The 26,219-nt window shown below is 63.5% G+C and carries 29 protein-coding genes; 17 read left to right on the top strand and 12 right to left on the bottom strand.

All coding sequences use genetic code 11. The features are described 5' to 3' along the window. Window positions 1-12 precede the first annotated feature (12 nt). Window positions 13-507, bottom strand: a complete 495-nt coding sequence (locus ACVOMB_RS02490; protein ID WP_481517892.1) for a MarR family winged helix-turn-helix transcriptional regulator — start codon at window positions 505-507, stop codon at window positions 13-15. A 128-nt stretch (window positions 508-635) separates the two neighbouring features. Between ACVOMB_RS02490 and hppD the strand changes: the two genes are divergently transcribed. Both hppD and hmgA read left to right on the top strand, forming a co-directional pair. After that, window positions 636-1,745, top strand: coding sequence for a 4-hydroxyphenylpyruvate dioxygenase (gene hppD / locus ACVOMB_RS02485; protein ID WP_481529715.1), 1,110 nt, complete (start codon window positions 636-638; stop codon window positions 1,743-1,745). Window positions 1,746-2,001: 256 nt separating this feature from the next. Then, window positions 2,002-3,300 (top strand): homogentisate 1,2-dioxygenase, encoded by a 1,299-nt coding sequence (hmgA, locus tag ACVOMB_RS02480; protein WP_481529714.1) that lies wholly within the window; start codon window positions 2,002-2,004, stop codon window positions 3,298-3,300. Window position 3,301: 1 nt separating this feature from the next. Here hmgA and ACVOMB_RS02475 read toward each other — a convergent pair whose 3' ends face one another. Then, complete coding sequence (locus tag ACVOMB_RS02475; RefSeq protein WP_481529713.1) at window positions 3,302-3,847, bottom strand: hypothetical protein; 546 nt, start codon at window positions 3,845-3,847, stop codon at window positions 3,302-3,304. A 132-nt stretch (window positions 3,848-3,979) separates the two neighbouring features. Between ACVOMB_RS02475 and ACVOMB_RS02470 the strand changes: the two genes are divergently transcribed. From ACVOMB_RS02470 to ACVOMB_RS02460, 3 genes are all read left to right on the top strand, one after another. Continuing rightward, window positions 3,980-4,570 (top strand): lectin, encoded by a 591-nt coding sequence (locus ACVOMB_RS02470; RefSeq protein ID WP_481529712.1) that lies wholly within the window; start codon window positions 3,980-3,982, stop codon window positions 4,568-4,570. A gap of 77 nt (window positions 4,571-4,647) precedes the next feature. After that, window positions 4,648-5,601 carry a calcium/sodium antiporter gene (locus ACVOMB_RS02465; RefSeq protein ID WP_481529711.1) on the top strand — a complete coding sequence of 318 codons (954 nt, stop codon included), beginning with the start codon at window positions 4,648-4,650 and terminating at the stop codon, window positions 5,599-5,601. Window positions 5,602-5,791: 190 nt separating this feature from the next. Continuing rightward, the gene (locus tag ACVOMB_RS02460; RefSeq protein WP_481529710.1) at window positions 5,792-6,235 is read left to right on the top strand and encodes a hypothetical protein; all 444 of its coding nucleotides are present in this window, start codon (window positions 5,792-5,794) and stop codon (window positions 6,233-6,235) included. Between the two features lie 300 nt (window positions 6,236-6,535). Here the strand turns inward: ACVOMB_RS02460 and ACVOMB_RS02455 are convergent, their stop codons facing one another. Genes ACVOMB_RS02455 through ACVOMB_RS02430 form a run of 6 tightly spaced genes read right to left on the bottom strand, consistent with a single transcriptional unit; the run spans window position 6,536 to window position 12,392 of the window. Continuing rightward, window positions 6,536-6,856, bottom strand: a complete 321-nt coding sequence (locus ACVOMB_RS02455) for a Na+/H+ antiporter subunit G (RefSeq protein ID WP_405051648.1) — start codon at window positions 6,854-6,856, stop codon at window positions 6,536-6,538. Further along, window positions 6,853-7,095: a K+/H+ antiporter subunit F gene (locus ACVOMB_RS02450; RefSeq protein ID WP_231732514.1), complete on the bottom strand. Its 243-nt coding sequence runs from the start codon at window positions 7,093-7,095 to the stop codon at window positions 6,853-6,855. The genes ACVOMB_RS02455 and ACVOMB_RS02450 overlap by 4 nt, the downstream gene beginning before the upstream one ends. 38 nt (window positions 7,096-7,133) lie before the next feature. Beyond that, complete coding sequence (locus tag ACVOMB_RS02445; protein ID WP_481529709.1) at window positions 7,134-7,640, bottom strand: Na+/H+ antiporter subunit E; 507 nt, start codon at window positions 7,638-7,640, stop codon at window positions 7,134-7,136. Beyond that, complete coding sequence (locus tag ACVOMB_RS02440) at window positions 7,637-9,187, bottom strand: monovalent cation/H+ antiporter subunit D (protein WP_481529708.1); 1,551 nt, start codon at window positions 9,185-9,187, stop codon at window positions 7,637-7,639. Before ACVOMB_RS02440 ends, ACVOMB_RS02445 begins: the two co-directional genes overlap by 4 nt. Then, window positions 9,184-9,564, bottom strand: a complete 381-nt coding sequence (locus ACVOMB_RS02435) for a Na+/H+ antiporter subunit C (RefSeq protein WP_481529707.1) — start codon at window positions 9,562-9,564, stop codon at window positions 9,184-9,186. Before ACVOMB_RS02435 ends, ACVOMB_RS02440 begins: the two co-directional genes overlap by 4 nt. Further along, complete coding sequence (locus ACVOMB_RS02430) at window positions 9,564-12,392, bottom strand: monovalent cation/H+ antiporter subunit A (protein WP_481529706.1); 2,829 nt, start codon at window positions 12,390-12,392, stop codon at window positions 9,564-9,566. Before ACVOMB_RS02430 ends, ACVOMB_RS02435 begins: the two co-directional genes overlap by 1 nt. 437 nt (window positions 12,393-12,829) lie before the next feature. Here ACVOMB_RS02430 and ACVOMB_RS02425 point away from each other — a divergent pair, with 437 nt between their 5' ends. After that, complete coding sequence (locus ACVOMB_RS02425) at window positions 12,830-13,738, top strand: NAD-dependent epimerase/dehydratase family protein (protein ID WP_481529705.1); 909 nt, start codon at window positions 12,830-12,832, stop codon at window positions 13,736-13,738. Between the two features lie 34 nt (window positions 13,739-13,772). On the opposite strand, the gene ACVOMB_RS02420 is transcribed toward ACVOMB_RS02425, so the two are convergent. Together ACVOMB_RS02420 and ACVOMB_RS02415 are read right to left on the bottom strand one after the other, a co-directional pair. Further along, on the bottom strand, window positions 13,773-14,246 hold the full coding sequence (locus ACVOMB_RS02420; protein WP_481529704.1) for an Mpo1 family 2-hydroxy fatty acid dioxygenase: 474 nt from the start codon (window positions 14,244-14,246) through the stop codon (window positions 13,773-13,775). Between the two features lie 95 nt (window positions 14,247-14,341). Beyond that, entirely contained in the window at window positions 14,342-15,268 is a 927-nt protein-coding gene (locus tag ACVOMB_RS02415) for a phosphoribosylaminoimidazolesuccinocarboxamide synthase (protein ID WP_481510113.1), read from the bottom strand. A 165-nt stretch (window positions 15,269-15,433) separates the two neighbouring features. Between ACVOMB_RS02415 and ACVOMB_RS02410 the strand changes: the two genes are divergently transcribed. The 10 genes from ACVOMB_RS02410 to ACVOMB_RS02365 all read left to right on the top strand — a co-directional run bounded on the left by ACVOMB_RS02410 (window position 15,434) and on the right by ACVOMB_RS02365 (window position 24,158). Continuing rightward, window positions 15,434-15,763, top strand: coding sequence for a J domain-containing protein (locus tag ACVOMB_RS02410; RefSeq protein WP_481529703.1), 330 nt, complete (start codon window positions 15,434-15,436; stop codon window positions 15,761-15,763). Between the two features lie 10 nt (window positions 15,764-15,773). Then, the gene (gene rpe, locus ACVOMB_RS02405) at window positions 15,774-16,448 is read left to right on the top strand and encodes a ribulose-phosphate 3-epimerase (RefSeq protein WP_481514323.1); all 675 of its coding nucleotides are present in this window, start codon (window positions 15,774-15,776) and stop codon (window positions 16,446-16,448) included. A gap of 3 nt (window positions 16,449-16,451) precedes the next feature. After that, window positions 16,452-16,943, top strand: coding sequence for an N-acetyltransferase family protein (locus ACVOMB_RS02400; RefSeq protein ID WP_481529702.1), 492 nt, complete (start codon window positions 16,452-16,454; stop codon window positions 16,941-16,943). Between the two features lie 422 nt (window positions 16,944-17,365). Then, window positions 17,366-17,593, top strand: coding sequence for a hypothetical protein (locus ACVOMB_RS02395; protein WP_481529701.1), 228 nt, complete (start codon window positions 17,366-17,368; stop codon window positions 17,591-17,593). 145 nt (window positions 17,594-17,738) lie between these two features. Next, window positions 17,739-17,999 carry a hypothetical protein gene (locus ACVOMB_RS02390; RefSeq protein ID WP_481529700.1) on the top strand — a complete coding sequence of 87 codons (261 nt, stop codon included), beginning with the start codon at window positions 17,739-17,741 and terminating at the stop codon, window positions 17,997-17,999. 71 nt (window positions 18,000-18,070) lie between these two features. Beyond that, on the top strand, window positions 18,071-18,751 hold the full coding sequence (locus tag ACVOMB_RS02385) for a response regulator transcription factor (RefSeq protein WP_481529699.1): 681 nt from the start codon (window positions 18,071-18,073) through the stop codon (window positions 18,749-18,751). Then, a complete protein-coding gene (locus tag ACVOMB_RS02380; protein ID WP_481529698.1) occupies window positions 18,751-20,115 on the top strand; it encodes a sensor histidine kinase in 1,365 nt (454 codons plus the stop codon). Before ACVOMB_RS02385 ends, ACVOMB_RS02380 begins: the two co-directional genes overlap by 1 nt. Before the next feature lie 224 nt (window positions 20,116-20,339). Beyond that, window positions 20,340-21,830, top strand: coding sequence for an anthranilate synthase component I (gene trpE, locus ACVOMB_RS02375; protein ID WP_481529697.1), 1,491 nt, complete (start codon window positions 20,340-20,342; stop codon window positions 21,828-21,830). Between the two features lie 77 nt (window positions 21,831-21,907). Then, window positions 21,908-22,684, top strand: coding sequence for an SIMPL domain-containing protein (locus tag ACVOMB_RS02370; RefSeq protein WP_481529696.1), 777 nt, complete (start codon window positions 21,908-21,910; stop codon window positions 22,682-22,684). A gap of 193 nt (window positions 22,685-22,877) precedes the next feature. Beyond that, the gene (locus ACVOMB_RS02365) at window positions 22,878-24,158 is read left to right on the top strand and encodes a tyrosine-type recombinase/integrase (protein ID WP_003060765.1); all 1,281 of its coding nucleotides are present in this window, start codon (window positions 22,878-22,880) and stop codon (window positions 24,156-24,158) included. Window positions 24,159-24,241: 83 nt separating this feature from the next. On the opposite strand, the gene ACVOMB_RS02360 is transcribed toward ACVOMB_RS02365, so the two are convergent. After that, entirely contained in the window at window positions 24,242-24,889 is a 648-nt protein-coding gene (locus ACVOMB_RS02360) for a substrate-binding domain-containing protein (protein WP_020307796.1), read from the bottom strand. Between the two features lie 106 nt (window positions 24,890-24,995). Between ACVOMB_RS02360 and ACVOMB_RS02355 the strand changes: the two genes are divergently transcribed. Continuing rightward, window positions 24,996-25,289 (top strand): helix-turn-helix domain-containing protein, encoded by a 294-nt coding sequence (locus ACVOMB_RS02355; protein ID WP_003050003.1) that lies wholly within the window; start codon window positions 24,996-24,998, stop codon window positions 25,287-25,289. Between the two features lie 18 nt (window positions 25,290-25,307). Here ACVOMB_RS02355 and ACVOMB_RS02350 read toward each other — a convergent pair whose 3' ends face one another. Next, window positions 25,308-26,198, bottom strand: coding sequence for a LysR family transcriptional regulator (locus ACVOMB_RS02350; protein WP_003050005.1), 891 nt, complete (start codon window positions 26,196-26,198; stop codon window positions 25,308-25,310). Window positions 26,199-26,219 lie beyond the last annotated feature (21 nt).

Genomic DNA, 26,219 nt, shown 5'->3' with positions numbered 1-26,219 from the left:
CGTCGGCGACGATCAACCCTCGTTCATGCGCTGCAGACCGGCATCGGCCAAGCGCGTGATCAGACGTTCGAGTACCTGTTCTTCGTCCTCGGTGAGCGCCGACATCAGCCGCCGTTCCATCTCGATCACCATCGGCGCGATGGTCTCGTAGACCTCGAAGCCTGCGGCGGAAAGCGCCAGCACCGAGCGGCGACGATCATCGCCATGGGTCTCGCGTTTGATGAAACCGCGCTCCAGCAGACGCGCCACGGCGCGGCTGACGGCCACCTTGTCCATTGCCGTGCGCTCGGACACTTCACTGGCCGAGGAGCCCGGATACAGCGCCAGGATGGTGATCACACGCCATTCGGGAATGGCCAGGCCATAGCGCTCGCCGTACAGCCGGGCGATGTTGGCGCTGACCCGGTTGGACAACACGCTGATGCGGTAAGGCAGGAACTGCTCAAGATCCAGCAACACGTGCGAGGCGCGGATGCTGGTGGACTTGCTGTAATCGGAAGAGCTCATGCTGCAGTGCACCTTGATGGTGGTTTCATGTGAAACTATAACCTTCGGTCCAGACCCGCTTTTTGCGGCGGATCTTCCTGTTTTCATCGCCGGTACCCCGGCGACCGCCATGCTTCCGGAGGCAATCCATGAACACCCCTACTGCATCCAACGCGCCCAACCTGGGCATGCAGGTCACCACCTTTGAAAACCCGATGGGCATCGATGGTTTTGAGTTCGTCGAATTCGGCGCACCGGCGGGGCAGGCTGCCCAGCTGCACGCTTACTTCAAGAACATGGGGTTCACAGCCGTCCTCCGCCACCGGCAGCGTGCTATTACCGTCTACCGTCAAGGCGGCGTCAACTTTCTTGTGAACGAGGAGCCGAATTCGTTCGCCGCCGACTTCGCCGCCAAGCACGGCCCGAGCGCCTGCGGCTTCGCCATACGCTTCCAGAAGCCGGCTGACGAAGTGCTTGCCATGGCCCTGGGCAACGGTGCCGAGGAAGTGGACCTGCTGGCCGAGACCCGCGCTGTGCCGGCGCCGGTGATCAAGGGCATCGGCGATTGCATGCTGTACCTGGTGGATCGTTACGGCGGTGCCGAAAGCATCTACGACGCCGACTACGAGCCGATTGAAGGTGCTGACCAGAACCCGGTTGGCTTCGGCCTGACCTTCATCGACCACCTGACCCACAATCTGTACCTGGGCAACATGCAGCAGTGGTCGGACTATTACGAGCGCCTGTTCAACTTCCGCGAGATCCGTTACTTCGACATCAAGGGTGCCAAGACCGGCCTGGTGTCCAAGGCGATGACCGCGCCGGACGGCGTCGTGCGCATCCCGCTCAACGAGTCGTCCGACCCCAAGAGCCAGATCAACGAATACCTGGACGCTTACAAGGGCGAGGGCATCCAGCACATCGCCTGCTTCACCGACAACATCTACGACACCGTCGAAGCGATGCGTGCGCAGGGTATTGATTTCCTGGACACGCCGGACACCTACTTCGACGTCGTCGACCTGCGCATCCCGAACAATGGCGAAGACGTCGAGCGCCTGCGCAGGAACAAGATCCTGATCGATGCCGACCCGGAAACCAAGCAGCGCAAGCTGCTGCAGATCTTTACCAAGAACTGCATCGGCCCGATCTTCTTCGAGATCATCCAGCGCAAGGGCAACGAAGGTTTTGGCGAAGGCAACTTCCAGGCCTTGTTTGAAAGCATCGAGCGCGACCAGATGGATCGTGGTGTGCTGTAAAAGCTTTGCTTAGGGCCTTTGCTCGAGGTTCTGCTTGAAGCCTTTGCTTGAGGCTCTGCTTGAAGCCTTTGCTCAAAGCCCCTCTCCCGCTTGCGGGAGAGGGGTTGGGGTGAGGGCAAGCTCTTGCAGTTGCTGTTGATTTCCACGGTTACCCAAACAGCCAGTTGCTTTAGGATCAATTCAAAAGCTTCCCCTCACCCCAACCCCTCTCCCGCACGCGGGAGAGGGGTTCAACTGCAGAACGAAGGCCGTCACCATGGTCAGCAACGCTTATCAATCCGGCTTCGGTAATGAATTCGCCACCGAGGCTGTGCCCGGCACCTTGCCGGTGGGTCGTAACTCGCCGCAGCAGGTGGCGCACGGGCTGTACGCCGAGCAGCTGACCGGCACCGCCTTCACCGCGCCGCGCGGCAGCAACCGCCGCAGCTGGCTGTACCGCATCCGCCCGGCGGCGATGCATGGTGAGTTCACCCCGTTCGAGCAGCCGCGCCTGCACAGCGATTTCAGCAAGGCCGCTGCATCGCCGAACCAGCTGCGCTGGGATCCGCTGCCGCTGCCCACCACGCCCACCGACTTCATCGATGGCCTGTACACGATGGGCGGCAACGGCTCGGCCGAAGCGCATACCGGCGCAGGCATCCACTTGTACGCCGCCAATGCCGACATGCGCGGCCGCTATTTCTACAACGCCGACGGCGAGTTGCTGATCGTGCCGCAGCTGGGCCGCCTGCGCCTGCGCACCGAGATGGGCGTGATCGAGATCGAACCGCAGCAGATCGCGGTGATCCCGCGCGGCGTGCGCTTCGCGGTCGAGCTGCTGGACGGGCAGGCGCGCGGCTATGTCTGCGAGAACTTCGGTGCGCTGTTGAAGCTGCCCGACCTCGGCCCGATCGGCAGCAATGGCCTGGCCAACCCGCGCGACTTCGAAACCCCGGTCGCCGCCTACGAAAACCTCGACGGCCAGTTCGAGCTGGTCGCCAAGTTCCAGGGCCGCCTATGGCGCGCCGATATCGGCCACTCACCGCTCGACGTGGTCGGCTGGCACGGCAACTACGCGCCGTACCGCTACGACCTGCGCCACTTCAACACCATCGGCTCGATCAGCCATGACCACCCGGATCCGTCGATCTTCCTGGTGCTGCATTCGGCCAGCGATACCCCGGGTACCAGCAACCTGGATTTCGTGATCTTCCCGCCGCGTTGGCTGGTGGCGCAGAACACGTTCCGCCCGCCGTGGTTCCACCGCAACATCGCCAGCGAGTTCATGGGCCTGATCCACGGCGCCTACGACGCCAAGGCTGAAGGCTTCGTGCCGGGCGGTGCGTCGATGCACAACTGCATGACCGGCCACGGCCCGGATGCGGCCACCTTCGACAAGGCCTCGCACGCTGACCTATCCAAGCCGGACGTGATCCGGGACACCATGGCCTTCATGTTCGAAACCCGTGGCGTGATCTGCCCGACCGAGCAGGCGATGGACGCCGCGCACCGCCAGCGCGGCTATCAGGCCTGCTGGAGCGGGCTGCGCAACAACTTCACTCTGCCCAAGGAGTGATTCACGCCGGCAGCGGTGCTGGTTCCAGTACCGCTGCCAGATGCGTTTCCGGCAGCACTTCCTGCAGGCGCCCACGCACACGCTGGGTGTAGCCGTCCGAGGTCATTGCCGGTAGGTGGCTGAGGGCCAGCTTCAGCGCCTGCACGGTATCGCCTTCCTCGCGTGCTGCCTGCAGCAGCTTATGCAGTTGCGCGGCGGTGGGATTGCGCTGCAGCGCCAGGATATCCAGCACATAGATGCGTGCGGCGACCATTGAGCGCCGCCGTTCGACCGTGGCGGGTGGTGTCGGGATGGGCGCCATGGCCACGGCAGATGCTGCCGGAGGCGCCGCGATTGGGGCCGGGGCAGGCACCGCATCCACCTGCAGATAGCCGTCGCGCTGCAGCTGCGCGATCAGCTCGGGCACATCGTTGCCGAGCATGCCACTCAGCTCAGCCAGGTTGCGTTTGCCATCGCACAGGATCAGTGCCCGCCGCTGGCGCAGGTCCAGCGCGGCGCGGTGCGTCTGCAGCACGGTGTGGCCAAGTTCGGTCTTGTGCGGTTGCATGGGCGTTGGGCACGGGCGACGTAGGCGCCCAGCCTGTCGCCATCAGGTGAAACCACGATGACAAGCCTGTCTTCGCGCGGGCCGGCCACCGTTGTCGCTAGACTCGGCCACAAACCCGTCCGGAGCTGCTGCATGAAGCGTATTGCCCTGCCGATGCCCCTGTTTGCCGTGCTGCTGGTGGCCTGCCAGCGCACCCCGCCGGCCGCGCCGGTAGCTGCCGAACCTGCTGCAGCTCCGGTGCCAGCGCCAAGCCCGGCCAGTTCCGCGCCAGCGGCAAGCAGCGACGCCGATTGGCAGGGCTATGGCGCCGCCCAGTTGGGCATCGATGCTGATCAGCTGCGTACGGCGTGGACTGGCGAACTGCAGGGCGATGCCGCGGCCGATGGCGGCTGCTATTACCTGTCGCCGGCTGCGCACAGTGAGGGCGGGCCGTTCTTCATGCTGGAAGGCGGCAAGTTCGTCCGCTACGACGTGCGCGGTGGCGATACCGCCGCTCCGGGCGGCGGCAAGATCGGCATGGATCTGGCCCAGCTACAGGCGCTTTACCCGCAGGCCGAGCCGCTGCAGCCGCACAAATACGTGGAAGGCGGCAAGGTGCTGCGGGTGCCGGCAACGGACGGAAGCCAGGGCGTGCTGATGTTCGAACTGGGCGCCAACGGCAAGGCCACGCTCTGGCGCGTAGGCCTGCCGCCGCAAGTGGATTACGTGGAAGGCTGTGGCTGATACGCTGCGGCGGTCATAGGCAGTAGCGCGGGTATGTTCCGGGCACCGCCGTCATTACTGCAGGGGAGGGAGGCGCAATGTTCGAAGCTATCGCATGGTTTGTGCTGGGACTGGTGCTGCTGGCCTTGGGCGGTGACTCCATCGTCAAGGCCGCCTCCGGCTTGGCCCAGCGCTTCGGCGCGTCTCCTTTTGTCGCCGGCTTGTTGCTGGTGGCCTTCGGCACCTCGTTGCCGGAGCTGGTGGTCAATGCCCGCGCCTTCGCCGTCGGTGCGCAGGAATTGGCGTTGGGTAATGCTGTCGGCAGCAATATCGTCAATGTCGGCCTGACCCTGGGCCTGGCTGCGTTGGCTTTCCCGTTGGTGGTACGCACACGCCTGCTGTCGCCGCTGCTGGTGTTGCTGGCGGTGGCGACGCTGGCCTTGATCGTGTTCGGGCTGGACGGCGCGATCAGCCGCATCGATGGCATCGTGTTGCTGCTGGGCTTTGTCGGTGTGTTGGCGTTCCTGCTGAAGCGTGCACGGCATGAGCCGGCAGAGCTGCAGGAAAGCATCATCAATTACGCAACCACCCGCACGGTGCTCGGGCTCAACATCATCCGTCTGGTTATTGCTGCGGTGGTGCTGTACTACGGCGCGCGTTTCGTGGTGCAGGCGGCACCGGTGATCGGCGCTGGCTGGGGTATGTCGCCGTTGCTGGCGGGTTTGTTGCCCGTCGCCATCGGCACCGCGTTGCCGGAAGTCGCTGCGGCCATTGCCGCCGCGCGACGCGGGCAGGGCGACATGGTCGTAGGTCATGTGATCGGCTCCAGCCTGTTCAACGTGCTGGTGGTGATTGGTGGCATGGCGGCGCTGCGGCCAATGCCGTTGCCGGCCTCGTTCGTGCGGCTGGAGTTGCCGGCGGCGATCGTGTTCGTACTGATGCTTTACCCGATGCTGCGCGGCGACCTGAAGATCAGCCGCGGCGAAGGCGCGGTGCTGTTCGTCGCGTTCCTGGCGTGGGTGGGGCTGGAGCTGGCGCTGTTCGCCGTGTAGGAGCGGCATAAGCCGCGAAGCCGACAGCGTTGAAAGCGCGGGATCAAATGCAATCACAAGCCATGTTGCCGGAGCTGTTGCAGTGGCTTCGCGGCTTACGCCGCTCCTACAGGTACAGCGGCGTTGTCTCGTGTACTCATCGCCGGTGTTGGGCTTGAATCAATGTTTCTGGGCTGACAAGGAGTCGAGCATGCGTAGTCTGTTGTTGATGTCGGTTCTATCAATGGGCTTGGTGGGATGTGCCCATGTTGAACGAAGCACGGCATGGGTGGACCCAGCTATGGCGGTGCAGCTGGCGGCTGCGGCCGGTCCGCAGCGCGGGGTAGATGGGGTGTTTGCGCTGACGGTGCGTGCCAGTGGCAATGCCGATGGCAGGTTGTACCTGAACTCCCAATCGGATTACCGCGATCCGCGCAATCTCAGCATCAGCATCGGGCCCGATGCGCTTCAGGAAATGGTGGCGCTGTATGGTGTCGATCCAGGCGCTGCCTTGAAGGGACGCGCGATCCTGGTACAGGGTACTGCGCGGATGGTGCGCATTGCGTTCGTTGCCGATGGCAAACGCGTCAGTGACAAGTATTACTACCAGACGCATGTGCAGGTTGATGACGCCGCGCAGCTGCGGTTGCGCTGAGGTGGTGCCTGTAGTGCCGAGCCATGCTCGGCAGGAGCATTGCCGGGAAAGCCCAATGCCGAGCATGGCTCGGCACTACAGAGGACGGCGTTTGTAGAGCGGATCCATGGTCCGCTGGGGCATTACCGGGCAGGCCAAATGCCGAGCATGGCTCGGCACTACTAGGTGGAGCGTTTGCCGAGCATGGCTCGGCACTACTAGGTGGAGCGTTTGCCGAGCATGGCTCGGCACTACAGGTGGAGCATTTGCCGAGCATGGCTCGGCACTACAGGTGGAGCATTTGCCGAGCATGGCTCGGCACTACTCTTTTGGCGGCTCCGGGCGGCTTTCCATCATCAGCGACAGTGCGGCCTTGGCCATCAGATGGGCGCTGATCGGGGCGGTGATGAACAGGAATACGGTGATCAGCAGCTCGCGCGGCTGCGGGTCCTGGCCGAGGAAGATGTGATACGCCACCGAGCACACCAGTACGCAGCCCACGCCCAGTGTGCTGGCCTTGGTCGGTGCGTGCAGGCGTTTGAAGAAATCGGAGAAGCGCACCAGGCCCAGCGCGCCGACCAGGATGAAGAAGCAGCCAAAGGCCAGCAGCGCCGACAGCGCGATCTGCAGAAACGTGATCATTCGACGATATCCCTGCGCAGCACGAACTTGCTCAGCACCACCGTGCTGCAGAAGCCGAGCATGGCGATGATCAGCGCGGCCTCGAAGTAGATGGCCGAGTCCAGGTACATGCCGAACAGCATCAGCTCGGCGATGGCGGTGACCGACAAGGTATCCAGCGCGAGGATGCGGTCGGGTACAGTCGGCCCGCGCAGCAGGCGCCACAAGCCCAACAGCATGGCGATGCCGACCACGTGCATGCATACCACCAGCGTGGTTTCGAATATCTGGTAACCGTTCACGGGAAGATCTCCATCAGCGGCGCTTCGTAGCGGCTCTTGATCTCGTTGATCAGGGCGTTGGCATCTTCAAGGTGCAGTACGTGCACCAGCAGATGGCGGCGGTCTTCGGACAAGGCTGCCGACACGGTGCCCGGGGTCAGGGTGATGAAACTGGTCAACGCGGCGATGCCGTGGATGTTGGCGATATCCAGTGGCACCCAGATGAAACCGGGCTTGAGCTTGTGCTCGGGTCCAAGCACCTGCGCGGCCACCCGCAGGTTGGATACCAGGATGTCCCACAGCACCACCGCCAACAGCTTTGGCACCGGTCGCAAGGTGCCGAGGCGGGCAAACTCGCGGTCCAGACGCGCGGCGAACAAGGGGATCACCACGCCCAGCAACAGGCCAAGTACCAGCTGTCCGAGGTCGAAACTGTCGGACATCACCATCCAGAACGCGACCACGGTGATCGACAGGGCTGGCGAGGGGAAGATCCGGCGCAGCAGGGGGCGACGTTCGCTCATGGCTGCCTCAGCTGCGGCGTGGTGCCGCGTACGTCATGCAGGTATTGATCCGGCGCCAGCAACTGCGCGGCGATGGCGTCGGTCTGGCGCATCAGCGGGGCGGCGAAGATGGTCATCAGCACCACATAGCCCAACAGCAGACAGGTCGCGGCAGTTTCAAATGGCCGCGCTGGCGCATCCACCGGTTCGGGGTCGGGTATGGCGGCATCATCATCACCGGGAACGCGCCAGAACAGGCGGATGCCGGTGCGTGCCAGGCCCATGATCACCAGCAGGCTGCTGCCCAGCACCGCGCTCCAGACCACGGCGGTATGCGCGTCGGGTACTGCCGAGAGCAGTGCAGCCTTGGCCAGGAAGCCGGCCAGTGGCGGCAGGCCGGCCACGGCAACCGCGCCCACCAGGAACAACAGGCCCGGCACGGTTCGGCTTGGCAGCACGGCAGTGAGCTCGTGTTCGCGGCGGCGGTCGGCCTGTACGCGACGGCGGCGCATCAGGTCGGCGATCAGGAACAACGCGGCGGCGGCAAAGGTGCTGTGCGGCAGGTAGTACAGGCCGGCGGAGATGGTGCCGGCGCTGCCCAGCGCGAAGGCGATGAACAAGGTCGCAGCCGATACGACCACCAGATAGGCCACAAGCACGCTCATGCGGGTTGCTGCCAGCGCACCCAGCGCGCCAACCACCAAGGTGGCGATGCCGGCCCATAGCAGCCAGTCGCTGCCATAGCCGCTCATCGCGCCAGCATCGGCATCGAACCACAGCGAGGTCACCCGCAGCACCGAGTACAGGCCAACCTTGGTCATGATCACGAACAGCGCGGCGACGGCGGCCGGCGCGCGTGCATAGGACTCGGGCAGCCACAGGTACATCGGCAGCAGTGCCGCCTTGGAGCAGAACACCAGCAGCAGCAAGCCCAGGGCGGCCTTGGCCAGGCTCAGGTGCGAGGGCGGCAGCTCGGCGATGCGCTGGCCGATCTCGGCCATGTTCAAGGAACCCAGGGTGGCGTAGAGCATGCCCAACGCGATCAGGAACAGGGTCGAGGCGGTGACGTTGAACACCACGTAATGCAGGCCGATGCGCATGCGCAGGCCGCGCCCGCCGGACAGCAGCAGGCCGTAGGAGGCGATCAGCATCACCTCGAAGAACACAAACAGATTGAAGATGTCGCCGGTCAGGAAGGCGCCGTTGAGGCCAACCAGCTGGAACTGGAACAGCGCATGGAAGTGCGGCGCGCGTCGGTCCCAACCGGTGCAGGCGTACAACAGGCAGGCGATGGCCAGCAGCAGGGTGGTGCCCAGCATCCAACCAGCCAGGCCATCGGCAACCAGCGCGATACCCAGGCGCGCCGGCCAGTCGCCGAGCAGGTAGGCCGAAATCTGACCCTGGCTGGTCTGTGCGATCAGCAGCGCCACTGCCACGGCGAGGGCTGCCATGCTGGCCCAGGCCACCGAGCGCTGCACCTTGGGCCCGTAGCGGCGGTGTTCGATGAACAAGGACAGTGCAGCGCCGAGCAGCGGAATCAGGATCGGCAGGATCACCAGATGATTCATGCGCCGCCCCTCGACTTGGCCGCTTGCTCAGCCGGCAGTTCGGGCTCGTGCGCATCCACATGGTCGCTGTGGTTGTCGCTGCGGCTACGCATCGCCAACACGATGCTGACCGCGGTCATCGCAAACGCAATCACGATCGCGGTCAGTACCAGCGCCTGCGGCAGCGGGTCGGTGTAGTGGGTCAGGGTGGTGGCCACGCCGTCCTTGAGCACCGGTGCCTTGCCGATCACCGGCCGGCCCGCGCTGAAGATCAGCAGGTTGGTGGCATAGGACAGGAAGGTCATGCCCAGGATCACGTCGAAGCTGCGTGCGCGCAGCAGCAGGTAGATGCCGATGCCGGCCAGTACGCCGATGGCGCTTGCCAGTGCCAGTTCCATCAGTGCATCTCCCCGGTGCGTGCCGAACGGCGGTGGATATCGATTTCGCCGTTGCGGGCATTGCGGGTACGCGAGGGCTTGATGGTGCCCATCATCGACAGGATCAGCATCACCCCGCCAAACACCACCAGGTAGACGCCGGTATCAAAACCAATCGCGCTGGCCAGCGGTACGGTGCCGATCAATGGCAGCTCCAGATCCAGATGACCACTGGTCAGGAACGGCACGCCGAACAGCATCGAGGCCACGCCGCTGAGCAGGGCAATCAACAGACCCAGGCCGATGCAGCGGATGTAGTCGAAGCCGAAGCGCGATTCCACCGAGACGGTGCCTTGGATCACGTACTGGATCAGCAGCGGTACCGCCAGCACCAGGCCGGCGATGAAGCCGCCGCCGGGCGCGTTGTGGCCGCGCAGGAACAGGAAGATCGACACCGTGAGTGTCAGCGGGAACATGATCTGGGCCAGATCGGCCGGCACCGGCAGCTTGATCGGCGGGCCCGGCATGATCTGTTCCGGTGCCATCCGTGAGCGTCGCAACATCGCGTGTACCACCAGCGCGGCGATGCCGAACACGGTGATCTCGCCGAAGGTATCGAAGCCGCGGAAATCGACCAGGATCACGTTCACCACGTTGTGGCCATAGGCCTCGGGCAGCGAACGCAGCAGCATCTCACCGGACATGGTGTTGGGCGGCAGCGTCATCAGCGAGTAGGCCAGTGCGGCGATGCCGCCACCGGCAACGATGGCAAGCACCGCATCACGGCGCTTGCGCCAGCGTGAGTGCTCCGGCGGCGACTGCGTCGGCAGATAGTTCATGCCCAGCAGCATCAGCGCCAACGTCACCATTTCCACCATCAGCTGGGTCAGGGCCAGATCGGGCGCAGACAGGAATACGAAGGTCAGCGCTACCATCAAGCCGGTACCGCCCATCACGATCACCGCCAGCAGACGCTGCTGGTACAGGAACAGCCCGGCGAAGGCGCAGGCCAGCATCACCAGCCACAGCGTCCAGCCCAGCAACGGCATGGTCTGTGGAGCCGGCCACAGCGGCATCACCGGATTGGCGATGTAAGGTGCGGCGGCAACGATCACCGCCACCAGCACCAGCGCAAACAGCATGCGCTGCAGGCTGCCATTGGCCAGCGCGGTGGTGAGGCGATGAGCGAAGCCGAACAGCACATCCAGACCGCGATGGAACAGGTGCTTGCCGGTCGGCCGGTTGCGCGCGGCATACAGATCGGTGAAGCGGCGCAGGCCGAAGTACAGCGCAACACCACCCACCACGCCGAGCGCGCTCATCGCCAGCGGCAGGTTGAAGCCATGCCAGACCGCAAGGCTGTATTCCGGCATCGAGGTGCCGAGGATGGAGGCGGCAGCAGTCTGCAGCACCGGCGCGATGGTCAGTGCCGGGGCGATGCCCACGGCCAGGCAGATCACCACCAGCACTTCCACCGGCACCTTCATCCAGCGCGGCGGCTCGTGTGGCACCACGTCGATGTCGACCGGGCCCTTGCCGAAGAAGGTGTCGTGGACGAAGCGCAGGCTGTAGGCGACGCCGAGGATGCCGGCCAGCAGGGCGGCGGCACTCATCGCCCGTCGCATCCAGTCCGGGCCCTGCGTTGCCAATGCCTCGGCGAACAGCATTTCCTTGGACAGGAAGCCATTGAGCAGCGGGATGCCGGCCATCGCCAGCGAGGCGACGATGGCCAGCGCGCTGGTGATCGGCATCAGCTTGCGCAGGCCACCGAGCCTGCGCATGTCGCGGGTGCCGGTCTCGTGGTCGATGATGCCGGCGGCCATGAACAACGAGGCCTTGAAAGTGGCGTGGTTGAGGATGTGGAACACGCCGGCCACTACCGCCATCGGCGTGGACAGGCCGAACAGCAGGGTGATCAGGCCCAGGTGCGAGATCGTCGAATAGGCCAGCAGGCCTTTGAGATCATGCTGGAAGATCGCGTTCCAGGCGCCGATCAGCAGGGTGAGCGCGCCGATGCCGCTGACCACGTAGAAGAACAGCTCGGTGCCGGCCAATGCGGGGTGCAGGCGCGCCAGCAGGAACACGCCGGCCTTCACCATCGTTGCCGAGTGCAGGTAGGCCGATACCGGGGTCGGCGCGGCCATCGCCTGTGGCAGCCAGAAGTGGAACGGGAACTGCGCGCTCTTGGTGAAGATGCCGGCCAGCACCAGCAGCAGTGCCCATGGGTACAAGGTACTGGCGCGGATCAGGTCGCCCGAGGCCAGCACCACGTCCAGATCGAAACTACCGACGATGCGGCCGATCAGCAGCACACCAGCCAGCAGCGCCAGGCCGCCGCCACCGGTGACGATCAAGGCCATGCGCGCGCCCTCGCGGGCGTCCTTGCGGTGCGACCAGAAGCCGATCAACAGGAACGAACTGATGCTGGTCAGCTCCCAGAACACCATCAGCAGCAACAGGTTGCCGGCCAGCACCATGCCCAGCATCGCGCCCATGAACAGCAGCAGATAACTGTAGAAGCGTCGCGCGCTGTCCTTGGCCGACAGGTAGTAGTGCGCATACAGCACCACCAGGGCGCCGATGCCGAGCACCAGCCCGGTGAACATCCAGGCCAAGCCATCCAGCCGCAGGCTGAAATCCAGGCCGATCTGTGGCAGCCATTGCCAGCTGTTGCGGACTATCTCGCCATCGAGCACGGCCGGGGTAACGCTGCCGAGCAGGGCCAGACCTAGAACCGGTGCCGCTGCTGCTGTCCATGCGGCTGCACTGCGCGACAAGCGGCCATTGAGAGCGATGGCCGCTGCCAGCAGAAAGGGCAGCGCAAGCAGTAGCAACAGGACTGGCGTCATGTAGGGCGCGGTTCAGAAAGGGGTTTTGCAGTCTAACAGGCGATTTTTTCGATCCGCGACTTTTTCTGAATGATCCGTTCGGGTTAGGTCGCTGGAGCCAGTGCTGCCAGTGGCTGCGGCCGGAAAACACGAAAGCGGCGTGTCGCGGGGAGGTTCCGGGGTCTCGTTCGATGCGGTGCAGCAGGCTGACTGCGCACCAGCTGGCAACGGCAGCCGGTTGTCCGGTAAACACAGCGCTAGCCCGGGCTACGTCGTCGATATGCAGACTGGCGTTTTTGTGGGAGCGGCGTGAGCCGCGAAGCCGGTACATCATCAGATGGCACAAGATGCCAAGGGCTTCAGCAACATCAGCTTCGCGGTTCACGCCGCTCCCACAGCCGCCGCTCACTCCCGGTGACGGCTGCGGAATCGGGGGTGCTTCGCCTATCCTTCCATCCATGGAGAACGACATTCGCAGTGCAGCGGGCGGTAACCGCGCGCTGGTATTTGGTGGCAGTGGCCAGATCGGCAAGCGCTTGCTGGCGAATCTGGCAGCCGCAGGCTGGCAGGTAAGCGCAGTGACCCGGCAGGCGCGCGCGCCCATGCCCGGGGTGGAATGGCAGTTAGGCGATCTGTCCAGCACCCACCTGGCGGACCAACCCGTGGATGCGGTTTTCAGCTGTGGTCCGCTGGACCACTTTGCGCGCTGGTATTCAACCTCGAGCATCGATGCACCGCGGGTGGTTGCGTTTGGTTCGACCAGCGTGGATGTGAAACAGGATTCGTCCGAGCCGAGCGAGCGCGATGTCGCGCGCCGCCTGCGCGAAGCCGAGCGCGTGTTGTTCGACAGCGCTGCGGCGCGGAACGTGGCCGCGACCGTACTGCGGCCAACCCTGGTCTATGGCGCCGCCAGCGACAAAACCCTCACCAAGATCGCCGCCCTGGCCACCCGCACCGGTTTCTTTGCGCTGCCGGCGAATGCCAATGGCCTGCGCCAACCGGTGCATGTGCAGGATCTGGCCGATGCGGCGATGCAGGTGCTGGCGTGCCCGGTCACTGCAGGTCAGGCCTATGCCTTGGGCGGTGGCGAAGTGCTGGGCTATGCCGAGATGGTGCGGCGGACGCTGGCTTGCTTGCCTGCACGTCCGCGTCTGCTGCGCGTACCCGCACCGCTGTTCAAGTTGGCCTTGCGCCTGGCCCATGCTGGCGGGCGGCTACAGGGCATGAATGCGGCGGCGCTGGCGCGGATGACCGAGCCGCTGGCATTCGATATCGAGCCGGCACGACGTGATTTCGGCTATGCGCCGCGCGCCTTCGTTGCCGAGGCGGCGATGTTCAGCGCACCGCCGGAATCGGCGCAGGCATAACCTGTTCGCAAGGCGGCGGATGTATCCGCTGCGCTCAGTAATGCCAGCCGAACTGCCGGAACAGCTTGGACAGCACCCAGATCGGGCCGATCAGCAGATAGGTCAGGTCGGTGAGGAAGCTGGGGCGACGGCCTTCGATCTTGTGGCCGATGAACTGCGCTATCCACGCCACCACGAACACGCCGATGGCGATGTACAGCAGCATCTGGATGCCAAACCGGTCTTCCAACAGCCGGCAGATGCAACCAAACACGAAGAAAATGATCAGCATGCCGATGCCCAGTGGACGCGACAGGCGGTTGTAATAGGCCCAGGTGCCGAACATGGCAAATGCCGCCCAGATGCCATGCTGGAACCACGGCACCAGCGGTGGAATGCACCACAGCATGGCGATCACCGACCACAGGATCGCGGGCACCGCGAACACGTGGATGGCTTGGTTGGTGTGGTTGACGTGATCGCCTGAGTAGCTGGCGAAGTAACGATCCACAGGACGCGCAATACTCATTCCAACTCCCTCCCGGGTTGACTGGCAGAGCATAGCGCGGCTTCCCTACGGATGCGCACGGTGGCCGTGCGCATCCGTGACCGGTGCTGCAGGAATCAGTCGACGCTGATGCCGGCCAGCTTGTCCAGCGCTTCGGCGTACTTGGCGCGGGTGCGCTCGATCACCTCGGCCGGCAGCGCCGGGCCCGGGGCGGTCTTGTCCCAGTCCAGCGTTTCCAGGTAGTCGCGCACGAACTGCTTGTCGTAGCTCGGCGGGCTGATGCCCACCTGATACTCGTCGGCCGGCCAGTAACGCGAAGAATCCGGGGTCAGCATCTCGTCCATGATGTACAGACGGCCATCGGCGTCGGTACCGAACTCGAACTTGGTGTCGGCCAACAGAATGCCGCGCTCGGCCGCGTACTCGGCGGCGAACTGGTAGATGCGCAGGGTGGCATCGCGCACCTTCTCGGCCATGTCCGCGCCCACTGCCTTGACCATCGCGTCGAAGTCGATGTTCTCGTCGTGGTCGCCCACCGCCGCCTTGGTGGACGGGGTGAAGATGGCTTCGGGCAGCTTTTCAGCCTGCTGCAGGCCGTCGGGCAGGGCGATGCCGCTGATCTTGCCGGTGCGCTGGTAGTCCTTCCAGCCGCTGCCGATCACGTAGCCGCGGGCAATGGCTTCCACCGGTACCGGCTTGAGCTTCTTGGTCACCACCGCACGCTTGGCGTACAGCGCCGGGTCCACGCCTTCGGGCAGCACGCTGGCCACGTCGATGCCGGTCAGGTGGTTGGGCATCAGGTGCGCGGTCTTGGCGAACCAGAAATTGGATACCTGGCACAGCATCTCGCCCTTGCCCGGGATCGGGTCGGGCAGCACCACGTCGAATGCCGACAGGCGATCGGTGGCGACCATCAACAGGTATTCGCCCGGGGGTGTTCCGGCTGGCAGACGTTCGCGCGGGATATCAAACACATCACGCACCTTGCCGCGATGGCGCAAGGGCAGGCCGGGAAGATCGGATTGCAACAGCGTGGTCGGCACGGGCACTCCTGGGACTTGGCAATGAATGCCGCCGGCTTGGAGGACCCGGGTCTGGAGGACCCGCTGGGCCCGCGGCTGGTCGGCGGGCGGCCTAGTGTACGGCCGGATCGGGCCGCTGTGGCATAAAATGCGCGTCTTGATTGTCCACAGGCCATTCACCCACCCATGCGCTGGTACGGAAAACTGTTCGGCTTCATCGCCGGGGCCCTGTTGTTCAGGCCCAACCCCTTGTTTGGCGGGATTATTGGCCTGTTGCTGGGGCATGCCTTCGACAACGACTGGTTCAAGCTGGGCAAGGACCTGCCGTACCGCGAGCTGGGGGTCACCCGTGACGCCACCGACGCCGAGATCGACCTGGCCTACCGCCGCCTGATGTCCCAGTACCACCCCGACAAAGTGGCCGGCGCCGCCCCCGAGCTGCGCGCCCAGGCTGAAAAGAAGGCCCGGCAGATCAACGCCGCCTACGACCGCATCAAATCCCTGCGTAAACGCTGAAGGTCCTGCCATGTCCAACTGCATCATTGCCCCGTCCATTCTCTCGGCCAATTTCGCCAAGCTCGGCGAGGAGGTCGACAACGTGTTGGCCGCTGGTGCCGACTGGGTCCACTTCGACGTGATGGACAACCACTACGTGCCCAACCTGACCATCGGCCCGATGGTCTGCCAGGCGCTGCGCAAGCACGGTGTCACCGCGCCGATCGACGTGCACCTGATGGTGGAGCCGGTCGACCGCATCGTGCCGGACTTCGCCGAGGCCGGTGCCAGCATCATCAGCTTCCACCCGGAAGCCAGCCGCCACGTGCACCGCACCATCCAGCTGATCAAGTCGCACGGCTGCAAGGCCGGTCTGGTGCTGAACCCGGCAACGCCGGTTGAAGTGCTGGACTGGGTGCTGGAAGACCTGGACCTGGTGCTGTTGATGTCGGTCAACCCGGGCTTCGGCGGCCAGGCCTTCATCCCCTCGACCTTGGACAAGTTGCGTGCAGTGCGGGCGATGATCGACAAGCTCGGCAAGCCGGTGATGCTGGAAGTGGACGGCGGGGTAAAGGCCGACAACATCGGTGAGATTGCCGCTGCCGGTGCCGATGCCTTCGTGGCTGGTTCGGCCATTTTCAACGCGCCCAACTACGCTGAGATGATCAGCAAGATGCGCGGCAATGTCGCTGCGGCGCGAGGCTGAGTGATGAGCGCGGCTGAAGTGCAGATCCGTCCGGCGCTGGCCGATGACGCAGGCCTGATCCTGCACTTCATCCGCGAGCTGGCCATTTACGAGAAAGCCGAATCATCAGTGCAGACTGACGAGGCTGGCATTCGCGCCAGTCTGTTTTCTGCCGGTGCCAAGGCGCAGGCCTTGATCTGCGAACGCGATGGTCAGGCGATTGGCTACGCGGTGTTCTTCTACAACTACTCGACCTGGCTGGGCCGCAATGGCATCTACCTGGAAGATCTGTACGTGAGCCCGGAAGCGCGTGGTAGTGGTGCTGGCAAGGCCTTGCTGCAGCACATCGCCAGGCTGGCGGTGGAGCAGGGCTGCGGTCGTTTTGAATGGTCGGTGCTGGATTGGAATACGCCGGCCATCGAGTTCTACAAAGCGGCCGGAGCAACAGCGCAGGACGAATGGACGGTGTATCGCCTGCAAGGCGAAGCACTGCAGAAATTCGCCAAAGGCGAATGACCGGCTGTTTGTAGGAGCGGCGTAAGCCGCGAAGCACGCGCAGCTTCGGATTGCGTATGCGCTGGTGTTTGATTGATGTCAGCTTCGCGGCTTACGCCGCTCCTACAACAGAAAAAAAAAGCCGCAACGTCACCGTTGCGGCCGGGGAATGTTTTGGAGGCTGATCCTGCCTCCATCCGTCGTCCTTGCTATGGACTTCCATTCTCCGGATCGACAATGACGACTTCATGACGGGCCGCACCCACCGACGCTGGTGGCGCTCTTGTTTGCCGCAGAACCATCGCCGGCAACATTACAGAGAGTTCATGCAGCGGCCATCTCCAGGTTAGACCGGAGGGCGCAATCTGACCCCGATGGCGAAACACAGCGCCATCCCGAATCCTCGTCATCGTCGTTACAGCCAGCTTAAAAGGATTACTCTCATGAAGATCTCCGCCATTCTCCTCGCCGTTGGCCTGTCGCTCGGCGCAGGCGCCGCGTTTGCCGCCCAGACCACCGCCCCGGCCGCGACCCCCGCACCTGCAATGACCAGCAGTGCACAGCCGGCTGCCCATCACGCCGCCAAGAAGCATCACGGCAAGAAGCACCACCACAGTGCTGCGAAGAAGGCCGTTGCTGCACCGGCCGCAACTGGCGCCGGCAGCCGCTGATTGCGGTTGGACGTGCCGGTCAACATCCCGGGGCGTCGTTCCAGCGAGAAGGCCCCGTCAATGACGGGGCCTTTTCCTGTGTGGGTTTGGCAGGGGCGTGCTGTCGGCGGGTAGTGTCCATGGTCAAGCATGCCGGGGGTGTGTCGTGAAGATGATCCTTGTCATTCTGTCGGCTGGCGCGCTTTGCGTGGCGAGTCTGCTGGCGGCGGCGCCGTTGCCGACTTCAGTGGTGCCGACTTCGGCGGTGGTGGTATCGCCGTCGCATTCAGCCGCAGTCACCAAGGAAACCCGGGTTATCCGGCGTTGCCTCAAGCGCAGTGCGCTTGGTCGTTGTGAGCGCTGGTCGCTGCCATCGCGGCATCCGTTGGTGGACGCGGCCACATCGCCGCGACCGCGTACGCCCTGATCGACGGCAGCGCATGCAGCCGGCATGCGCGCACCGCGCTATCCTCAAACAAATCTGGGCGGAGTGTGGGTATGCGGATACTGGTGGTCGAGGACGATGCGCAGATCGCCAGCTTCCTGGTCAAGGGACTGAAGGAAGAGGGGCATGCGGTGGACACTGTGGCCGATGGCCGGCAGGGCCTGTTCATGGCCACCACCGAGGCCTACGCGGTGATCGTGCTGGACCGCATGCTGCCGGTGATTGACGGCATGACCGTGTTGCGCACGCTGCGCGGTGCCGGCAACACGGTGCCGGTATTGATGTTGACCGCCCTGGGCGATGTGGAACGCCGGGTCGAGGGCCTGCGCGCCGGTGCCGATGATTACCTGGTCAAGCCTTTCGCCTATTCCGAGTTCAGTGCGCGGCTGGAAAGCCTGCTGCGGCGTGGAGGCAATGCTGCGGCTGCTACCGAGGCCACCCGCCTGCGGGTGGAAGACCTGGAGCTGGATCTGCTCAAGCGCAGCGCCAGCCGTGCTGGTTGTGGCATTGAGCTGCTGCCGCGCGAATTCCGTCTATTGGAGTATCTGATGCGGCAGAGCGGCCGGGTGGTGACGCGAACAATGCTGCTGGAGGCGGTGTGGGACTATCACTTCGATCCCCAAACCAATGTGATCGATGTGCACATCAGCCGCTTGCGGCAGAAGATCGATCACGGTTACGCGGTGCCCTTGTTGCATACGGTGCGTGGCGCCGGTTACCGATTGGGCAACTGATGCGACTGTTGCGCTCCACCACGTCACGGCTGGCGCTGTCGGTATCGGTGGCGTTTCTGCTGGCCTGCATGCTGCTGGGGACCGGTATCTATCTGGCGGTTTCCGCCCTGCTGGAGCGTGATGCGCACGAACTCGTGCGTGCCGACGGTGCCGGCCTGCGCGATATCTATCGTCACGCCGGTTACGACCGTCTGCGCGAAGAGATACAGACGCGCATCGACATGCCCGAGGATCCTGACGCGCTGTACATGCTGCTGGCTGCCGATGGCAGCGTGGTCGCCGGTTCCCTGCAGGCAGTACCCGGCTGGAAGCCACAGCAGCACTGGCTGGAGTTTGTTGATGAGGAGGCCGACGACGATCCACGCGTGGTCGCCAACCAACAGCAGTTGGATAACGGTGGCTACCTGATCACCGGCCTGCGCATGCGCTCGGAGGATGGTTTTCTTCGGCTGATCCTGCATTCGGCGTTGGCCGCATTGCTGGTTGCAGCGCTGATGGGCGCGATTGTCGGGCGCTGGACCTCGCGCTGGGTTGCGCGTCGCCTGGGCAGCCTGGACCGCACTGCCGAGCGGGTTGCCGCTGGCGAAATGGAGCTGCGTGCGCATAGCGACGGCAGCGGTGATGCATTTGACCGGGTTGCTCAGCGCTTCAACGGCATGCTGGATCGCATCCAGGAGCTGCTGGACGGTGTGCGCCACGCCACCGACCACATTGCCCATGATCTGCGTACGCCGCTGAGCCGTTTGCGCGGGCGTCTGGAAACGATGCGCGCTACGCCGGCCATGGCGGCTTCGCCGCAGGCCTTGGCCGAGTTGGATGCGGGTCTGGCCGAAACTGACACCTTGTTGCAGTCGTTTGCTGCCTTGCTGCGGCTGGCACGCATCGAAGCGCAGGCGCCGCCGCAAGCCGAGGGCGCGCAGGCGCTCGATCTGCAGGCGCTGGCGGCCGATGCGATCGAGTTGTATGCGCCGATGGCAGCCGAGCGCGGCCTGCAGATCGTGCCGCAGCTTGCCTCGGTCACTGTTTCCGGTGATGCCGACCAGCTGTTCCAGCTGCTGATCAACCTGCTGGACAACGCCATCAAATACGCACCGGTCGGCACCGCCATAACCGTCACGGTAGGCCGGGAGCAACGGCAGGCGCTGCTGCAGGTCGACGACCAGGGGCCAGGCATCCCGGTTCAGGAGCGGCAGCGCGTATTTGATCGTTTCGAACGCCTGCAGGCCGACCGCGGCACGCCCGGCACAGGCTTGGGCTTGAGTCTGGTGCGGGCGGTGGTGCACCGGCACCGCGGCAGCGTCACCTTGGATGACTGCGGGCCCGGTTTGCGGGTGCGGGTGCTGCTGCCTGCAGCGGAAAGCTGAACAGGTGCGGTTTCGGTCATTCCGGCGGTCCCGCAGGACAAGGTTGCCACTGCAAGCAAATCCGCTGCGCTGCAAGCGCACAATCGGCGCCGACATGCGGTAAAGTTGCCCGGTGCCCATTCTGACGACCAAGCGTTCCCTTTCTTCCGCTCGCCGCTGGTGGCGATGGTGGCCCGTTGCCGTCGTCCGTACCGCCATCGTCGATTCCCGGAAGGAAAGCCGTCTTGATCACGCAAGAGCAGTTCCAGCAGCTGGCCGCTGAAGGCCACAGCGCACACCCGCATAATTTCGTACCCGTCGTCCGCGAAGTGCTGTCCGACCTGGACACGCCGCTTTCGGTCTATCTGAAGCTCGCCGACGGCCCGTATACCTACCTGTTTGAATCGGTCGAAGGCGGCGAACGCTTCGGGCGCTATTCCATCATCGGCATGCCTGCGCGCCGCATCTACAGCTTCCGTGGCCATACGCTGGAAGTCAGCGAGCTGGGCGAAGTGGTCGAGCGCCGCGAAGTAGCCGATCCGCTGGCTGAGGTGGAAGTGCTGCGCAAACAGTACTCGGTGCCGCAGCTGGAGGGCTTGCCGGGCTTCACTGGCGGCCTGGTCGGTTGGTTCGGCTTTGAGTGCATCCAGTACATCGAGCCGCATCTGGGCGCGGGCGACAAGCCCGACGAACTCGGTACGCCGGACATCCTGCTGATGCTGTCCGAAGAGCTGGCGGTGTTCGACAACCTCAAGGGCCGCCTGTACCTGATCGTGCATGCCGACCCGGCGCAGCCGCAGGCCTGGGCACGTGCAAACCGTCGTCTCGACGAGCTGGCACACCGCCTGCGTCAGGGCGGTGCCGGTTACCCGCAGTCGCAGGTTTCCGATGCCATCGACGAGCAGGATTTCCAGTCCTCGTTCACCCGCGAGGAGTACCACGCGGTGGTACGCAAGGCGCAGGATTACGTGCGTGCCGGCGACATCTTCCAGGTCGTGCCGAGCCAACGCCTGCGCGTGCCGTTCCGTGCGCGGCCGATCGATGTGTACCGTGCGCTGCGCGCGCTTAATCCATCGCCGTACATGTATTTCATCGATGTTGGCGGCACGCAGGTGGTCGGATCTTCGCCGGAAATTCTGGCGCGTCTGCGCGATGGCATCGTCACCGTGCGCCCGATCGCCGGCACCCGCCCGCGCGGCGCCACGCCGGAGCTGGACAAGGCCTTGGAGGTCGAGCTGCTGGCCGATCCCAAGGAACGCGCCGAGCACGTGATGCTGATTGATCTGGGCCGCAACGATGTCGGCCGTGTCGCCGAACCGGGCACGGTGAAGGTCGGTGAGCAGTTCGTGATCGAGCGCTACAGCCACGTCATGCATATCGTCAGCGAAGTCACCGGCACCTTGAAGGCTGGGCTGAGCTATAGCGATGTGATGCGCGCGACCTTCCCGGCCGGCACCGTCAGCGGTGCGCCGAAGATCCGCGCGCTGGAAATCATCCGCGAGCTGGAACCGGTCAAGCGCAATGTCTATTCCGGTGCGGTCGGTTATATCGGCTGGAACGGCGATGCCGATACCGCCATCGCCATCCGTACGGCGGTGATCCAGGACGGTTACCTGTACGTGCAGGCCGGCGGCGGCGTGGTTTACGACTCCGACCCAGATGCCGAGTGGCAGGAAACCATGAACAAGGGCCGCGCGTTGTTCCGCGCGGTGGCGCAGGCGGCGAAGGGCTTGTGATGCGCTTTGTGCCGGCTGCCGATTGCCGTGCCTTGCAGATTCGAGACGATGTCTGACTTCACCAAGGAGATGGGTTGATGCGCCAGATACTGCCGCGTGCGTTGGTTCTGCTTTTGTCGATGCTTCCTTTGGCTGTGATGGCGCAGGCCAATAGCCTCCCATCGCAACCGCATCTGCTGGTGAAGGGACAAGCGGCACGTGAGGTTGTGCCTGACCAGTTCGGTATCAACGTAGCGCTGCGTTCGATCGACAAGGATCCGGCCCTTGCCCGCGAACGTGCGCAGGCCAACGCGGCGCAGGTGCTGGCGGTGTTCAAGGCGCAGCATGCGTTGAGCGACAGCGTGCAGGCATCGGCATTGAGCATCAGCCCGGAGTACCGGTATGCGAACAATACGCAGGTGTTTGCGGGAACCAAGGTCGAGCGTTCGCTGTCTGCCCGGTTTGCTTCATTGGACGAAGTGCGCCGCTTGCTCGGCAGCTTGAAGACCAGCGAAGAACTGCAGGTATCAGGTATCACCACCAGCTTCAAGGATGAGGCCACGGTGCGTGCCGAGTTGAAGCGCCAAGCCGCGCAACAGACAAGGGACACGGCGCAGAAGCTGGCTGATTCCTATGGCGTGCGTCTGGGTGGGCTGTACACGATTTCCGAGGTCGCTCCGAATTTCGCTTATGGCATTCAAGCAGGGACATGGCCGGGAGCGCGCGGCTCGCGGGGCCTTCCAGCTCCACCGGCTCCTCCTGCTGACATACAGGCAAATGCTCGCTCGACTGACGGCTTCTTCGCAGAATCGCTCGAAGCCGGCAGCATCACTCTTTCCGAAAACGTCTACGCGATCTTCCTGATCGCCCAATGAGTCCTTCCCCATGCTGTTGATGATCGATAACTACGATTGAGGTCTACTGGCGTCTATCAACCTCCATGGAACAACTCTAAGTCTATGTTTTTAAAGGGTTGATCGTCCATCGAGCGATTCTGAAAGCTGGACAAATCCAGTGCTCATGTGTGTAATGGAGTGTGTAACGGGCCAAACTGGAGGCGTTATACACATGGCACTCACAGCACTCAATCTTCTCTCGGCGCGCAAAGTGGAAACGGCGCAGCCCAGGCCCAAGGTGTACCAACTCCGGGACGGAGGCAGCCTCTTTTTGCGCGTTCAGCCCAACGGCTCCAAGCTCTGGTGGTACCGCTACCGGCTGGGCGGCGCTGAACAGGTGTACTCAATCGGGGTGTACCCAAAGGTCACGCTGGAGGCAGCCCGTGCGGAACGGGACCGGGCAAAGGCGTTGGTCAAGAAGGGCCTCGACCCCATCGTGGAGAAAAAGGCGGCGATCGCCCTCCAGGCCGACACATACGAACGCACGTTCGAGACCGTTGCTCGGGAGTGGATCGTCAGCAATGCTCACTGGAGCGAGTACTACACCAACCAGGTCACCAGCTACCTTGAGAAGGATGTTTTCCCCCGGATTGGCAAGTTGCCGATCAGCAGCATCAGGGCTCCACATCTGCGCCCCATCATCAAGGATGTGGCGGCTCGTGGCGCGAAGACTGTGGCGATCCTCATCCGCCAGTGGTGTGGGCAAATCTTCAGTTATGCGGCTGCCCAAGGTCTCTGCGAATACGATCCTGCCGCCTTGCTCAAGGGACTGGTCAAGCGCCCTCAGGTCCGCCACAACCCTCCGTTGACATGGGCAGAGATCCCGGACTTTCTCAATCGTGTGGACAACGAAGGGGGTTACCAGACGACAGTCCTCGCCCTCAAGCTGATGGCTTTGACCTACGTGCGCACCGTAGAACTGCGCAAGGCCTCCTGGGAAGAGTTCGACCTGGACAACGCCATGTGGTCGATTCCGTCCGAGCGCATGAAGATGCGACGCCCCCATCTGGTTCCCCTGTCACGGCAGGCGGTGGCCGCTCTTAGGGAACTACATGCTCTAACTGGCGGCGGCAAAGTATTGTTCCCGAGCTACAGAAAGCCGGGACAAGTGATGTCGGCAACGACGCTCAATCAAGCACTCAAGCGCATGGGTTATGGCGGACGGTTTTCGTCCCATGGCTTCCGCTCGACCGCAACGACGATCCTTGGACTGTTGGGATATCCGGAGAAGCGGGTCGATCTTCAACTCGCTCATTCCAAAAAGAGCAAGGACTCATCGCGCGCGCCCTACGATCACACGAAGTTTGTGGAGTCCCGCAAGGTAATCATGCAGGACTGGGCTGACATCCTTGACTCATTGCAGGCAGGGAAACCCGTTGAAGGGGTCACGAAGGCGTTTGGCCCCATGTCGAAGCGTAGAACGGCGCTGCTCCGTGTCATAGAGCGCGAGTGATGTCTGCTGCTTGGCGAGTGGAATGCCTAATGCACGTGTAGCACCTTGAACTGAAGACGCAGAACGAGGACATTGGCACTCGACTAGGTTGGAGCATTCTTGGCGACCTGCAGTGCTCTGCGCTCGAACCGCTCTGAAACAACGTCGGCTTGTCCGCAGGGCCGCTGCAGGTGGGTCACGATCTCGTAGGGTCCGTCAGACAGCGGCCGTGTGTGAATGCCCCATCCCTGCGCATGCTCAATGCGCGATTGCGCGGATACCCCGACGCCGTAGCCGGCAGCGACCCATAGCGCGATCATCTCGAAGGAAGAGACACGCTGAATGTTCTGTTGACTCACCGCGGGAAGAGAAGGCAGCCGCTGATCCAGCAAAGGGCAATTCTCTGCAGGCCAGCGAAAGACGGAGTAGTCCAACAGTTCGGCGATCGTGAGCTTCGCCTGGTCAAGTAAGGGAAAGCGCAACGGCATGGCGACGGCCATGTTCTCGGTCCATAGAGGTTGGCTTTTCAGCGACGGATCGCTCGATCCTTCAAGCGTCATGCCCGCGTCGTAGCGGCCTTCCCGAAGTCCCGCAATCAAATCATCGGCTGTGACCTCATGAAACGAAATGGTGACTTCCGGCTCTTCCGCACGCTGCAACGCAAGCAATGCCGAAAGATGCGATGACGGTACGCCAGGCGCTATGGCAAGCCTGAAATTGGAAAAGGAAAACTGGCTGGTGGCGTCGTGCATGAGAGCCCCCACAAAGCGATCGGATCAAAAAGGCGAGCCACCATGATAGCCAAAAGAGATATCTTTAACGTGGTTAAATTCGGTCGATTGATCGACGCTTCTGGTGATGCAGAAGCGCAGCGTTCAACCGGGCCGCCCCCCTGGCACAACCACCTATGAAGCCGAGCCGGCACTGGCCTTCGGCCAAGCGGTGCGTGCTGCCCGCTTGGCGCAGGGAGTCGCTCAGGATGAATTCGCGTCCATGGCTGGTATAGCTCGCTCGCATATGGGCAAGATCGAGCGTGGGGAGCACATGCCCACGCTCGCATTGATACTGAAAATCTCCGCTGCCCTCAGCATAAGTGCGGCAGAGCTGATGAGTGCAACGGAACGCAATCTTCGTGCCGATGCCCAATCTTAAGTGGTGCGGTCCGTTGCGTCAGTCGCTCGAAGGGTCCCGGAGGCGGTCGATAAATCGCACCAGCGAAGCCGATGAGTTGCTGCTTTCGAGTCGAAGCAGGTAGGTGGTGATCACGGCTGTATCCAGCGCCAATGGACGGATCACCACGTCCGGTCGCTGGCTGACCGGAATCTTGGTCGCCGTCATGAAGCCCACGCCGTAGCCGGCACCGACCAAGGTGAGCATCATGTCCAGCGAGGAAACCTCCTCAACGACATTCAGTTTGTGTTCCTGGGTCTGCAGGAGGCGCGCCAACTCGCGGCAGTAGCCTTCGCACACCTGGGGATCGCACAGGACAAGAGGATGCCCCCGGAGTTCATGGAGTGGAACCTCCTTGTGGACGAGCAGTGCGTGCCGGGCTGGCAAGGCGACCACCAGCGGGTCCTGCCAGATAGGTTCGGCGACGATGCCATCACCGACGTCGGCGGTATGAGCGAATCCGATGCAGAAGTCGCCCGAGCGCAGGCCGCGCAACTGCTCGGCCAAAGGCACTTCGGACATCCGTATCTCGATCTCGGGTTCTTCGGCACGGCAACGGGCTAGAAACGCCGACAGCCGGGGATCGAGCGCGCCGTCGGATACGGCGATGCGCAGGCTGCCTCGCAAGCCCGCCGCGACAGCCTTGACGTTCTCGCGGGCCTGCTCCAGGACGGTGAATAGCCGGCGAGTGTCCTGCAGGAACACGGCACCCGCAGCGGTCAGTCGGGTGCCCCGGCGGTCCCGGTCGAAGAGCACAGCGCCTAACTCGTCCTCAAGCTCCTTGATGGCGCGGGACAGAGGAGGTTGCTCAATGTGAAGACGCTCAGCCGCCCGTGTGAAATGAAGTTCTTCGGCCAAAACGATAAAGCAACGCAGGTGCCGCAGTTCCATGAGCAATGTTCCTATTCAGGC

The sequence above is a fragment of the Stenotrophomonas sp. STEN018 genome (genome assembly GCF_056760235.1).
The sequence above is the reverse complement of the archived record's forward strand: the minus strand, read 5'-3'. Positions and strand labels throughout refer to the sequence as shown.

What these genes read in the sequence shown, in the direction of transcription:
- ACVOMB_RS02490 (WP_481517892.1), bottom strand. Translation starts at nt 507, where the DNA reads ATGAGCTCTTCCGATTACAGCAAGTCCACCAGCATCCGCGCCTCGCAC.
- hppD (WP_481529715.1), top strand. Translation starts at nt 636, where the DNA reads ATGAACACCCCTACTGCATCCAACGCGCCCAACCTGGGCATGCAGGTC.
- hmgA (WP_481529714.1), top strand. Translation starts at nt 2,002, where the DNA reads ATGGTCAGCAACGCTTATCAATCCGGCTTCGGTAATGAATTCGCCACC.
- ACVOMB_RS02475 (WP_481529713.1), bottom strand. Translation starts at nt 3,847, where the DNA reads ATGCAACCGCACAAGACCGAACTTGGCCACACCGTGCTGCAGACGCAC.
- ACVOMB_RS02470 (WP_481529712.1), top strand. Translation starts at nt 3,980, where the DNA reads ATGAAGCGTATTGCCCTGCCGATGCCCCTGTTTGCCGTGCTGCTGGTG.
- ACVOMB_RS02465 (WP_481529711.1), top strand. Translation starts at nt 4,648, where the DNA reads ATGTTCGAAGCTATCGCATGGTTTGTGCTGGGACTGGTGCTGCTGGCC.
- ACVOMB_RS02460 (WP_481529710.1), top strand. Translation starts at nt 5,792, where the DNA reads ATGCGTAGTCTGTTGTTGATGTCGGTTCTATCAATGGGCTTGGTGGGA.
- ACVOMB_RS02455 (WP_405051648.1), bottom strand. Translation starts at nt 6,856, where the DNA reads ATGATCACGTTTCTGCAGATCGCGCTGTCGGCGCTGCTGGCCTTTGGC.
- ACVOMB_RS02450 (WP_231732514.1), bottom strand. Translation starts at nt 7,095, where the DNA reads ATGCACGTGGTCGGCATCGCCATGCTGTTGGGCTTGTGGCGCCTGCTG.
- ACVOMB_RS02445 (WP_481529709.1), bottom strand. Translation starts at nt 7,640, where the DNA reads ATGAGCGAACGTCGCCCCCTGCTGCGCCGGATCTTCCCCTCGCCAGCC.
- ACVOMB_RS02440 (WP_481529708.1), bottom strand. Translation starts at nt 9,187, where the DNA reads ATGAATCATCTGGTGATCCTGCCGATCCTGATTCCGCTGCTCGGCGCT.
- ACVOMB_RS02435 (WP_481529707.1), bottom strand. Translation starts at nt 9,564, where the DNA reads ATGGAACTGGCACTGGCAAGCGCCATCGGCGTACTGGCCGGCATCGGC.
- ACVOMB_RS02430 (WP_481529706.1), bottom strand. Translation starts at nt 12,392, where the DNA reads ATGACGCCAGTCCTGTTGCTACTGCTTGCGCTGCCCTTTCTGCTGGCA.
- ACVOMB_RS02425 (WP_481529705.1), top strand. Translation starts at nt 12,830, where the DNA reads ATGGAGAACGACATTCGCAGTGCAGCGGGCGGTAACCGCGCGCTGGTA.
- ACVOMB_RS02420 (WP_481529704.1), bottom strand. Translation starts at nt 14,246, where the DNA reads ATGAGTATTGCGCGTCCTGTGGATCGTTACTTCGCCAGCTACTCAGGC.
- ACVOMB_RS02410 (WP_481529703.1), top strand. Translation starts at nt 15,434, where the DNA reads ATGCGCTGGTACGGAAAACTGTTCGGCTTCATCGCCGGGGCCCTGTTG.
- rpe (WP_481514323.1), top strand. Translation starts at nt 15,774, where the DNA reads ATGTCCAACTGCATCATTGCCCCGTCCATTCTCTCGGCCAATTTCGCC.
- ACVOMB_RS02400 (WP_481529702.1), top strand. Translation starts at nt 16,452, where the DNA reads ATGAGCGCGGCTGAAGTGCAGATCCGTCCGGCGCTGGCCGATGACGCA.
- ACVOMB_RS02395 (WP_481529701.1), top strand. Translation starts at nt 17,366, where the DNA reads ATGAAGATCTCCGCCATTCTCCTCGCCGTTGGCCTGTCGCTCGGCGCA.
- ACVOMB_RS02385 (WP_481529699.1), top strand. Translation starts at nt 18,071, where the DNA reads ATGCGGATACTGGTGGTCGAGGACGATGCGCAGATCGCCAGCTTCCTG.
- ACVOMB_RS02380 (WP_481529698.1), top strand. Translation starts at nt 18,751, where the DNA reads ATGCGACTGTTGCGCTCCACCACGTCACGGCTGGCGCTGTCGGTATCG.
- ACVOMB_RS02370 (WP_481529696.1), top strand. Translation starts at nt 21,908, where the DNA reads ATGCGCCAGATACTGCCGCGTGCGTTGGTTCTGCTTTTGTCGATGCTT.
- ACVOMB_RS02365 (WP_003060765.1), top strand. Translation starts at nt 22,878, where the DNA reads ATGGCACTCACAGCACTCAATCTTCTCTCGGCGCGCAAAGTGGAAACG.
- ACVOMB_RS02360 (WP_020307796.1), bottom strand. Translation starts at nt 24,889, where the DNA reads ATGCACGACGCCACCAGCCAGTTTTCCTTTTCCAATTTCAGGCTTGCC.
- ACVOMB_RS02355 (WP_003050003.1), top strand. Translation starts at nt 24,996, where the DNA reads ATGCAGAAGCGCAGCGTTCAACCGGGCCGCCCCCCTGGCACAACCACC.
- ACVOMB_RS02350 (WP_003050005.1), bottom strand. Translation starts at nt 26,198, where the DNA reads ATGGAACTGCGGCACCTGCGTTGCTTTATCGTTTTGGCCGAAGAACTT.